The sequence below is a fragment of the Cobetia sp. QF-1 genome, assembly GCF_002213105.1.
GTDB lineage: Bacteria > Pseudomonadota > Gammaproteobacteria > Pseudomonadales > Halomonadaceae > Cobetia > Cobetia crustatorum.
The window spans coordinates 231,012-241,925 of record NZ_NBVS01000002.1 but is presented as its reverse complement, the minus strand read 5'-3'; the positions used below and the strand labels follow the sequence as shown (position 1 = coordinate 241,925).

11 protein-coding genes are annotated in these 10,914 nt (G+C 58.8%); 8 read left to right on the top strand and 3 right to left on the bottom strand.

Annotated features, from left to right (window positions below):
- Nucleotides 1-26 precede the first annotated feature (26 nt).
- The 8 genes from CFN46_RS04335 to CFN46_RS04300 all read left to right on the top strand — a co-directional run bounded on the left by CFN46_RS04335 (nt 27) and on the right by CFN46_RS04300 (nt 7,761).
- A complete protein-coding gene (locus tag CFN46_RS04335) occupies nt 27-1,382 on the top strand; it encodes an NAD(P)/FAD-dependent oxidoreductase (protein WP_088742804.1) in 1,356 nt (451 codons plus the stop codon).
- A complete protein-coding gene (locus CFN46_RS04330; RefSeq protein WP_088742803.1) occupies nt 1,379-2,200 on the top strand; it encodes a DUF3261 domain-containing protein in 822 nt (273 codons plus the stop codon). The genes CFN46_RS04335 and CFN46_RS04330 overlap by 4 nt, the downstream gene beginning before the upstream one ends.
- Nucleotides 2,193-3,575: a beta-ketoacyl-ACP synthase gene (locus CFN46_RS04325; RefSeq protein WP_088742802.1), complete on the top strand. Its 1,383-nt coding sequence runs from the start codon at nt 2,193-2,195 to the stop codon at nt 3,573-3,575. The genes CFN46_RS04330 and CFN46_RS04325 overlap by 8 nt, the downstream gene beginning before the upstream one ends.
- Nucleotides 3,569-4,144, top strand: a complete 576-nt coding sequence (locus CFN46_RS04320) for a hypothetical protein (RefSeq protein ID WP_176426408.1) — start codon at nt 3,569-3,571, stop codon at nt 4,142-4,144. Before CFN46_RS04325 ends, CFN46_RS04320 begins: the two co-directional genes overlap by 7 nt.
- Nucleotides 4,144-4,935, top strand: a complete 792-nt coding sequence (gene fabG, locus CFN46_RS04315) for a 3-oxoacyl-ACP reductase FabG (protein WP_369597140.1) — start codon at nt 4,144-4,146, stop codon at nt 4,933-4,935. Before CFN46_RS04320 ends, fabG begins: the two co-directional genes overlap by 1 nt.
- Nucleotides 4,935-6,191, top strand: coding sequence for a beta-ketoacyl-ACP synthase (locus CFN46_RS04310; RefSeq protein ID WP_024951045.1), 1,257 nt, complete (start codon nt 4,935-4,937; stop codon nt 6,189-6,191). Before fabG ends, CFN46_RS04310 begins: the two co-directional genes overlap by 1 nt.
- A gap of 184 nt (nt 6,192-6,375) precedes the next feature.
- Nucleotides 6,376-6,897: a heavy metal-binding domain-containing protein gene (locus CFN46_RS04305; RefSeq protein ID WP_024951044.1), complete on the top strand. Its 522-nt coding sequence runs from the start codon at nt 6,376-6,378 to the stop codon at nt 6,895-6,897.
- 33 nt (nt 6,898-6,930) lie between these two features.
- The gene (locus CFN46_RS04300) at nt 6,931-7,761 is read left to right on the top strand and encodes a 4'-phosphopantetheinyl transferase superfamily protein (protein WP_141103629.1); all 831 of its coding nucleotides are present in this window, start codon (nt 6,931-6,933) and stop codon (nt 7,759-7,761) included.
- Nucleotides 7,762-7,766: 5 nt separating this feature from the next.
- Here the strand turns inward: CFN46_RS04300 and CFN46_RS04295 are convergent, their stop codons facing one another.
- The 3 genes from CFN46_RS04295 to CFN46_RS04285 form a co-directional block, all read right to left on the bottom strand.
- The gene (locus CFN46_RS04295) at nt 7,767-9,095 is read right to left on the bottom strand and encodes a hypothetical protein (RefSeq protein WP_141103628.1); all 1,329 of its coding nucleotides are present in this window, start codon (nt 9,093-9,095) and stop codon (nt 7,767-7,769) included.
- 70 nt (nt 9,096-9,165) lie between these two features.
- Nucleotides 9,166-9,522 carry a RidA family protein gene (locus tag CFN46_RS04290; RefSeq protein WP_088742799.1) on the bottom strand — a complete coding sequence of 119 codons (357 nt, stop codon included), beginning with the start codon at nt 9,520-9,522 and terminating at the stop codon, nt 9,166-9,168.
- Between the two features lie 430 nt (nt 9,523-9,952).
- The gene (locus tag CFN46_RS04285) at nt 9,953-10,846 is read right to left on the bottom strand and encodes a universal stress protein (RefSeq protein ID WP_024953368.1); all 894 of its coding nucleotides are present in this window, start codon (nt 10,844-10,846) and stop codon (nt 9,953-9,955) included.
- Nucleotides 10,847-10,914: the final 68 nt, after the last annotated feature.

Genomic DNA, 10,914 nt, shown 5'->3' with positions numbered 1-10,914 from the left:
ACCATATAACAACAGGGGACGACGCCATGGATAAGGCACGCGACTCACACACCGATTTGAGCAGGCATCAAGCAAAAGAGGTCATCATCATCGGCGCAGGCCCGGCAGGCGCGGCAGCGGCAGCGTGGCTAGCACGGGCGGGCCATGCCGTACGCGTGCTGGAGCGCAGCCACTTCCCGCGCTTCTCGATTGGCGAGAGCCTGCTGCCACGCTGCATGCAACATCTAAAAGCCTGTGGACTGATGCCTTACGCCGAAGCAGGGGACTACCAGCCCAAGACTGGCGCGGCCTTCACGCGGCGTGGCGAACATCGTCACATCGACTTTCGCGACAAGTTCAGTGACGGGCCGGGCACCACCTGGCAAATCGAGCGTGCTGACTTTGACCAGCGCCTGATCGAGGGCGCACGCGAATACGGTGCCAAGGTCGAATTCGGTGTGACCGTCAACGGCTTTCGCGCCGCCGAGGGCAACGAGGGCCCACGCCTCACGCTTGAAGATGGCCGTGAGCTGGAAGCCGCCTTCGTGCTCGATGCCAGTGGCTATGGCCGCGTGCTGGCGCGTCTCGAATCCCTCGAACGCGACCCACGTCTGGAGCCACGCGTCGCGCTGTTCGGGCATGTCCATGACGGCATCGCAGGCCTCACGCCGCCTGCCGAAGGCTATCACCGCGACAATATCCTGATCGCCTCGCATCCCGTACATCCTGATGTCTGGTATTGGCTGATTCCGTTCACCCATGGCCGCGCCTCGCTGGGCGTGGTCGGTCCGCGTGAGCTGATCGACGCCGTTGCTGACAGCACAGATGGCAGCGATACGACAAGCAAGGAAGCGCGTCTCTGGCAATGGGTACGTGAAGAACCACGCTTGAACGAACTACTGCGTGACGCCACCTCCGCCAATGCCGTGCAAACGCTTGGGGGCTACAGCGCCGATGTCAGCCGCCTGCATGGGCCAGGCTATGCCCTGCTCGGCAATGCGGGAGAGTTTCTCGACCCCGTATTTTCGTCCGGTGTCACCATCGCGCTGGAATCAGCGCTGCGTGCGATGCCGCTGGTCGAGCGCGAACTGGCCTGCACCGATGAAAGCCAGCGCCCGGATTGGGCCAGCGAGTTCGAGCAACCGCTGCGCCGTGGCATCAACGTATTCCGTGAATTCGTCACGGCCTGGTATGACGGTCGTCTGCCCGACATCATCTACCACCCTGACCCGCATCTGCGTATTCGCCAGATGATCAGCGCCGTACTCGCCGGTTACGCCTGGGATGAAAAGAATCCCTTCGTCAGTGCCAGCCGTCGTCGCCTCACAGCCCTGGCAACGCTCTCTGCCAGTGCGCATGACACACGGCAGCCAGCAGCCAGAAAAGGTAAAATACCGTCATGAACTCCCTGCCTGTTTCCGCTGATACTGTCTCGACGCGCCCCCCTGATGCTGCGTGTAACTTGCGCACGCGCTGCCGACCGCTGCTCGCCGCTGGTCTGGGGCTTGCTGCCAGCCTATTGCTGAGCGGATGCAGCCTGTTCGCCCCACAACCGCTGAGCGCGCAAAGCCCGATGCCGGCACTCTCCAGCCTGCAAGACACGACGACACAACGTCTGAGTCTGCGGATGGAGCGTATGGATGAGAACGGCAAGGCCGTGATGGACGATGCCTCCCCCCGCCTGCCGCCATTGCTCGGAGTGCTGCGCCAATCGCCGGAGGCCATGCGACTGGTGTTGCTCAGCGTGCAGGGCCAGCGCCTGCTGACGCTGGTACATGACAACGACGGCAGCCGCTTCGAGAATGCGCGCCCCGACGTGCTGGAAAAGCTGCCCTTCACCGCTGACTGGCTAGCGCGCCGCATCAGCTGGGTGCATTGGCCGCAAGCCGCCATCGACAAGGCCTTCATGGGCACTGACTGGCAGCTGGTCCAGGCCGGCGACTGGCAGCACCCGAATCAGCCCGCGCGGCGCATCATCCGTCAGGGAAATGACGTCATCGCCGAGCTGGACCGCGACGCACAGGGCCGTGTCTCATTGAGCGATCCCGCATCGGGGCGAGTACTTGTGCTGACACCACTGCCCTCTGTTTCTTTCAACACTGATTCTCTCGACACTGATTCTCTCAATACCGTTTCTCTCAATACCGTTTCTCTCAATACCGTTTCTCTCAACACCGTTTCTCCTGAACTGGCCTCACTGGAACCGTCTACGCATGACTGATATCGCTTCATCCTCGGCTGCTGGCTCGACGGCGACCTCACCGGCTGGCTTGGGCGCTAATACCGCAAGCCCCCGCTCCGCCTGCCGTCTGTCACGCCCCGGTATCGTCTGCCCGCTAGGCGCCGATCACGGGCTGATTTCCAGCGCCCTGTTCAGCGCTAGCCGTGGGTTGCGTATCAGTGATGACTTCAGTCCCGGTACACCGCTGCCGCTGGGCCGCGTCACCACGCCGCTGGTGGATGACAGTGAGTGGCCGGCACCCATGCGCTCGCGCAACAATCGCCTGTTGGCAACGGCGTTTGAACAGCTGACACCAGAGCTTGATGCCCTGCGTCAGCAAGGCATCAAGCCGGAGCGCATCGGCGTGGTGCTCGGCACCAGTACCTCCGGCATCGGCGAAACGGAAGCCGCGATGGAGGCACACCGCGCCAGCGTGGCGCAGGGGACAGACAGCGCTGATAGTTGGCCGACGAGCTTTGAATATCGTCGTCAGGAGCTGGGCGCGCCCGCCGAGTGCGTCGCTTGGCTGAGTGGTGCGCGCGGGCCGGTCTACACCCTCTCCACTGCCTGTACGTCCAGCGCCAAGGCACTCGCCAGTGCACGCCGTTTATTGGCCTCTGGTCAGTGTGATGCGGTGATTGCTGGCGGTGCCGACAGTCTGTGCCACATGACCGTCAAGGGTTTCATGAGCTTGGAAGCCGTCAGTCGTAACGAATGCCTACCACTGGGCGCGGCGCGCGATGGCATCAATCTCGGCGAGGCGGCAGTGCTGTTCGTGGTCACGCGGGAATCCGGAGGCATACAGCTGACCGGCGTAGGCGAATCCAGCGATGCCCATCACATCTCGGCGCCCTGCCCCGAGGGTAGCGGTGCCGAGGCCGCGATGCGTGCCGCACTCACCAATGCCGGGCGTTCGCCCAGCGAGATCGACTACATCAATCTGCACGGCACGGCCACGCCGCTCAACGATGTGATGGAGAGCCTGGCCATCAGCCGCCTGTTTTCCCAAGACGCCGAAGGCGCAGAAAGCACAGATGACGCTCACACGCTGATGCCCGCCGTCAGCTCGACCAAGGCACTGACCGGCCACACGCTGGGAGCCTGTGGTGCGCTGGAAGCCGCCTTCTGCTGGCTGACGCTGCAACACGGCCGACTGCCGCCCCATGCCACGCCGCGTCAGGCGCTCGACCCTGCGCTGGCCGCGCTGAACATCGTCTACCGTGATCGCCCCGAGACCCCGCCGCTGCGGGTGATGAGCAATGCCTTCGCCTTCGGCGGCAACAATATCTCGCTGGTGCTGGAACGCCATCCAGTCTCGACAGAACGGTTTACGGAGCCATCTGCCAAGCTGACCAAGGAGCCTTCTACATGCTGACATCGCCCTCGGATAGCTGGCCGACCCTGCCCTGTGACATTGGCCCCTATGTTCCGCATGAGATGGGCATGTGCCTGCTGGACCGCATACTGGCCTGCGATGATACCTCGCTGAGTGCCGATATCTGCCCCACTGCGGATGATCTGTTCGCCGAACCTGACGCCGACGGCCAGTCCGTGATTCCCGGCTGGGTGGGACTTGAGTGGATGGCACAGGCCATCGCTGCGTGGTCTGGCATGCAGGCCGCGCGTAGCGGGCAGCCACCACGCGTCGGCTTTCTGCTCGGCAGCCGCCGTTTCAATAGTGAGGTCGCCGCTTTCGCCTGCGCGCATCGCTGGCAGATTCATGTTCAGCTCGACTATCGCGCCAATAACGGTCTGGGTGCCTTCACGGCACAGATCAGCGATGACAACGGTATCCGTGTCGCCAATGCCGGAGTCAATGTCTTCGAACCAAGCGACGCTGCCGACAGCTCCACTGACAGCTCAACCAACAACGATTCCAACGCTCCCCTTTCCTCACCCGGACAGCAGGATGCTGCCGGTGCCTCATTGCAAGGAAATTCCTGATGTCTGCCATGCCCTCTTCTGACGCCATCCCTGATAGCAGCCCTGACGCCAGCCCTGTCACCCACAGTCGCGAGTGGATTCTGGTCACCGGCTCCAGTCGCGGTATCGGCCGCGCTATCGCACTGCGTCTCGCCCGCGACGGCTACAACCTCGTGCTGCACTGCCGCTCACGACGTGACGCTGCCGAAGCGGTCGCCCGCGAGATCACCACGCTGGGCGGCGAATCGCGCATCCTGTGCTTTGACGTCGCAGACCGCGCCGCGGCCAAGCTGGCGCTTGAAAGCGATATCGAGACACACGGCTGCTATTACGGCGTCATCTGCAACGCCGGCATTCATGCCGACAACGCCTTTCCCGCGCTGACTGATGAAGACTGGGACAGCGTGATTCGCACCAACCTCGATGGCTTCTACAACGTGGTCAAACCGCTGGCAATGCCGCTGGTGCGCCGCCGCAAGCCGGGCCGTATCATCGTGATGTCGTCCGTCTCCGGCATGATGGGCAACCGGGGCCAGGTCAATTATTCCGCCGCCAAGGCGGGACTGATCGGTGCCGTCAAGGCACTGGCGGTGGAGCTGGCCAAGCGCCGTATCACCGTCAACGCGGTCGCGCCAGGCGTGATCAATACCGAGATGACCGACGGTGTCGAGATGGAAGAGGCGCTGAAGATGATTCCGATGCGCCGTGCCGGTGAGGCAGAAGAAGTCGCTGCCACCGTGGCCTTCCTGTGTTCGAAGGATGCCGGCTACATCACGCGTCAGACCATCGCCGTCAATGGAGGCATGTTCTGATGACAGCAACATCTTCCATACGCGGCCACCGCGTCGTCGTCACCGGCATGCATGGCTTCTCGCCGATCGGCAATGACTGGCCGACGCTGCGCGCCAACCTCAAGGCAGGCCATACCGGCATTCGCTATATCGAGGAGTGGGACAAGTACGACGGCCTGAACACGCGTCTCGGCGCGCCCGTCAGTGACTTCACGCTCCCCAAGCACTATAACCGCCGCGCACTACGCAGCATGGGCCGCGTTGCACAGCTGGCGACGCGTTCCAGTGAGTTGGCGCTTGAGGCAGCGGGGCTGGCAGACAGCTCGCTCAAGGAGAGCGGCCAGATGGGCATCGCCTATGGGGCCTCTGCCGGTGAGCCAGACGCGGTAGCGGACTTCGGCAACATGCTGATCAACCACTCCACCGATGGCCTCAACGCCAACTCCTATATCCGCATGATGGCGCACACTGCGCCGGTCAATATCGGCGTCTTCCTGGGTATCAAGGGGCGGATTCACACCACCTCCAGCGCCTGCACTTCCGGCAGCCAGGGCATCGGCTATGCCTATGAGGCCATCCGCTTCGGTCGCCAGACCGCGATGGTGGCCGGTGGCTGTGAAGAACTCTCTGCCGCCGATGCCGCCGTGTTCGACACCCTGTTCGCGACCAGCACCTGCAATGACCATCCAGAGCGCTCACCTCGCCCCTTCGATGCCGAACGTGATGGGCTGGTGATCGGCGAAGGCGCCGGCACGCTGATTCTGGAAGAGCTGGAGCACGCCCGCGCGCGCGGCGCGACCATCCACGCCGAGATTCTCGGCTTTGGCACCAACTCCGATGGCCGCCACGTCACTCAGCCTGACGCCAACATGATGGAAGCCGCCATGCGCATGGCGCTGGAAGATGCCGGTGTCTCGGCTTCTGATATCGGCTATGTCAGCGCCCACGGCACCGCCACCGAGCGCGGCGATATCGCCGAGAGTCACGCGACTCATGCCGTATTCGGTGATGGCACGCCCATCAGCGCCTTCAAGAGTTTTACCGGCCATACGCTGGGCGCCTGTGGCGCACTTGAAGCCTGGATCGCCATCGAGATGATGCGCGATGGCTGGTTCCACGGCACCGCCAATCTGGAGAACGTAGACCCGCGCTGCGCTGCACTGGATTATCTGCGCGCCGATGGACGCGAGATCGAGACAGATACCGTGATGAGCAACAACTTCGCCTTCGGTGGCATCAACACCTCGCTGATTCTGCGCCGCTGGCAAGGCGACTGATCAGCGTTTGAGGGCGTAGGAAAGGTGTCGCGACTGGACGACTTTGCAGCGAGCAAGTTCTGGCGCAAGATACGCGCCCGCTGCATGGGCTAAGGTATGACAAGCACCACCATTGCTCCGCAGCCGTCCGCGATTCGTGCCTTTCCGCTCACACTGCCGTTCATAGATTCATGAGGAGATTCAGATGGTGTCATTCGTTCATCAGCAGTTCTCGTCCCTGTCGCGCATCGCGCGCGCAGTACGCTCGGCCCGTGTGCTGGCGCTGGGCGCCGCCATGCTGATCGGTTCGGCAGGCCTGCTGGCCTCTGCACCGGCGGCAGCGCGGGATACGCAACACTTCCTGCCGATCATGCCCGTGATGGCCAGCACCGCGGCCAGCCAGCGACTGGGGAATGATGTCGCTTTCTTCTTCGGTGAAAACAAGCCCTACGAACGCATCGAGAAACGTGGCTGGGCGCGGGCGAATCCCAAGACCAACTCGACCAACAAAAGCGATGCAGAAGCCTGCCGCTGGGTGTTCCTCTCTGCACTGCGTGAGCTGCAGGACAAGGCGCGTGAATATGGTGCCAATGCGGTGATCAACATTCGCAGCGATTACGACAACGTGCCCTACACCAGCGCCGAGAAGTACGAATGCCACGCGGGCAATATCGTCTCTGGCGTCGCGTTGCGCGGTGATCTGGTGATCCTGCATCCCAAGAACTAATCAACGCTGATGATGACGAGGGCGACCAGTGACGTGAGCGGGGCAAGTGAGGCAGACAAGGCAAGCCAGCCATCGGCCCGACCGACGGATCACCCCGCCTACCGCTGTGTGGTGCTGGGCCGTGGTGCATCTGAAGACTCTGGCTCACTGAGCGCCGAGCCACTGATCTCGCATGATCCCCACGCCCTCGCCGCCTCGCTGGCGGCAAGCGGCGCGCCGTCTACATCGCTATCAGCATCAGGCCCAGCCTCTGCTTCACCCTCTCGGCCAGCCCGCCTGTGGCTGGCCGAGGCGTGTGTACTGATCCCGCCTGCTGCCCCCAAGCGCTCGGCCACGCCATCATTGGGCGAGCGACAAGCGGCTGTGGATAACACGGTCATCACTGAGTCACATCCGCCAACTGACGCATCATCCTCGCATGTGCCCGTCAGCCGGCCATCGCCCGCCAAGGCCCGCCGTCGCCAGCAACGCGAAGCCGAATCCCATCTCGCCCGTGTGCTGCTGTGTGAACTCGCCGCGGCTCAGGGTATCCAGCTTCCGCTCGACGACTGGTCGCCGCGTGGCCAGGCACCCCACCACCCCGCGCTGCCTGCAGAATTCTACGTCTCCATCGCCCACCGCCACGGCCATGTGCTCGTCGGCCTCGCCACCGCCCCACTCGGGCTGGACCTCGAATACCGCAACCCCCGCCACGCCCACGACCTCGATGCCCGCATCGCCATGCTGCCTCTGGACGCACGCGAACGCCTCGCCGAGGTAACACACCTCAGCGAGACAGAACGACTGGACGGGTTTTATCGGGAATGGGTGCGGTATGAAGCGGAGATCAAATCAGGACTGAGGATTGCATTCTATTACATTTAAGAAAATTATAATGATAAACCGTTTTTTTTAAAGAATTCTAGCCCAGTCCCTGGTACCGGATAAAACTTGACATGTCGTGAGGACATATATATTTTCTCTATCTCAGTATATATGTATTTATTATCAACCACAAACTGATTATGTTCACCTTCAATCACTCTCCCTACTTCTACCTCTGTACCATCTTCAAGTGTAATACGCGGATAGTGAAGTTCATCATATATATCCGACAGACAATTATCATTTAAAATAACTCTATTTTTGTTCGCGATAGAGGTGAAGAACTTCTTATCTGGAAGAGCCCCATGGTCTGGCATGAATTTTAACCCTAGTGAAAATTCGTAATCATTCAGACCCTGGTCTTGACTAATACCTAATATCACCTCATAAAAATAAACAATAGCCTTAAATGGCTCACTCTTCAAAAGGTTTTTTAAAATATTCGATTCAACATCACTACAAACATCTAAATACTCATATATATGGAGAGTTGTTAAGAAAAATATCACCTGTCTAGACATACCACGGCACATATCCATACATAAATCAGCACCGACTTCCCTATTTTGAAACCTCTTCACATAATACTTTGATATTCCACTCAGACTAAAACCTGACACATCGAGAGAGAATCGAGACAAGGCAGAAATAAACCTCAATTCTTCCTCAAATTCAAAGAGTTCCTTGAAGTGGGTATTGACAATATTTAAAAGAAGCGAATATTCTAACGAACTATCATCATTTATGAGCTCTGAATATTCAGTCTTCATCAGCCTCAAAGATATAAACCCATCTTCAGAGTTACCGAAGCCCGTTGATTTTGCTAAATACTCTTCAGCGGTGGCATGTGCTTCTAATAAAGAAAGCATACTTAATGGCACACGACATATCTCTTCACTCCCACAATAATAAATTATTACTATAATGGGACCATAATCCTCGTGATTAGTTAGACCATGCTTTAAAGTAGTGTAATCTTTTACACTTCTCCCAGCAACTCTACTACTAACATAATTGTGTGAAACAATTTCTGACTGGTTAAGCATAAACACCTCAAACTTAGATCTAAAGTCTTCGAGGCCACGACTTTCATACATATTAACTTTTCTGAGAGTATACTCAACACCCCAGTTTGTAGTAGCTAAATCCATCAAATGAGTAAGCTCATGAACAACTATCGACTTCAACTTCACAGCCGAACTATCAACAATTTTACCAGAAAAAACATCACAAAAATATTGATAATCCCTTAATGCATATCCATTTATCTTAACAACACCAGAAATAAAACTTAAGTTTCCTGCTTCTCCGGGAGTTTTAAGTATACTAGTCATAATCAACCTTTAAAATTAAAAAAACCCGCCAGAGGAATCTCTGGCGGGTTTAGAAAAACCACACTACGCGTTACTTCACCGCGGCGACAACGGTAATTTCACACAGCAGTTCCGGGCTGGCCATGGCGGCTTGTACGCAGGCGCGGGCGGGGGCGTGGCCTTGTGGCACCCAGCTGTCCCAGATGTCGTTGAAGGTCTTGAAGTCGTCCATTGACTTGAGATAGACGGTGGCGGAGAGCAGGTGCTCGCGGTCGCTGCCGACTTCTTCAAGCAAAGTGTCTACACGGGCCAGCATACTTTCAGCCTGGTCGGTGATGGTGCAGAAGCGGTGTTCCGGGCCAGGCACCTGACCACACAGGTAGATGGTGTTGTTGTGGATGACGGCGCGGCTCATGCGTGGCTTGGTGTCATGACGCTGGATATTCATTGAGAGTGTCCTTGTACAGTTCTTTTTAGGCGTGAAGTAACAGGTGCAGCATAACGATGATGCCTTGGTACATCAGCAAGACATCACATTCTGGTGATTGCGAGTTTGCCACAAGTGCTAGCATTTTTGATGGCAAAATGCCCATCAGGCTCGTCATATTCACTCGTTGACCCGCAGAGATCAGTCCCATCAGCGTTTCAGATTCCGACGATGGGCGCAACGCGACCTGCGGGGTACTGAGCGCCGTAAACGAGGGTTTCGTGGTTGCGGTGTCTGCTCTGACATTGCGCGGGAGATTGGCTCCTCTTCTGCCTTCTGTTCTCCCCCCCTACAACGACAGATGCCGCGTCCCTTGCCCATGAAGGGCAGGAGACGCGGCATCTGTGTCACCCCGTACAGTGTGGTGCGTTTGCGTCAGACCAACACGGCGTTATCTCAATATCAGCAGCGGCACGGTGGCGTGACGAATCATGTCAGTGGTGGTGCTGCCGACCAGCAACTGGCGAATCCGCGAGTGGCCGTAGGCGCCCATCACTTGCATGTCGATGGCGTGCTCGGTGGAGTATTCCCGCAGACAGGTTTCTACCTGCCCAGCCTTGAGGCTCGTCTTGACGTCAAAGCCTGCCGCTTGCAGTTCATCACGTGCGGCATTGAGCGGTGCCTGATTCTCGACCGAATCCGCGCCGATCATCACCAGATGCAGCTCTGCGCCTTCCAGCAACGGGCTGGCCGCCAGCACCTGCACCGCACGACGAATGGTGGCACTGCCATCAAAGGCGATCAGCACCTTGGTCGGCGCGGTGAAGACACCAGGCACGACCAGCACCGGACGATGCAGGCTGCGAATCACGCGTTCAAGATTGGTACCGAGGTGCTCACTGGCCTGATCGCCACTCTCGCCGCGCTTGCCCAACACCAGCAGGCGGATTTCATCTTCCAGTTCCGTCAGTGTCTCGACCAACCCGCCATTGCGCTGACGCGGACGCGGCGATTCGACACCCCCTTGTGCGGCACGCTCACAGGCGGCCTCCAGCATCAGGCGGCCTTGCTCCTGGGCGATACGTCCACGTTGCTCATCAAGGCTTGCGAGTTCTTCCAGCAGGTGCTCACGCGCGCCAAGCCCGATACTGCCGGAGAGGTCTCCCATGGTGGCCTCACCGACCGTCTCGTGGCGGTCAATCACGTGCAGAATGCTTAACGGTGCCTTGAGCTTCAGACTGACCCATACGGCAGCATCACAGACGGGGACGGCAAAGGCGGAGCCGTCAATGCAGGCAGTGACCTTGTCACTTTCTGTCGAGGCGACTGCAGACGATTCGCTCATGGCATGCTTCCTTTGTCTTGGCGGATGGCGTGGCGTCATCCGGTGAAAAGCGTTTCTTGGTGTGATTT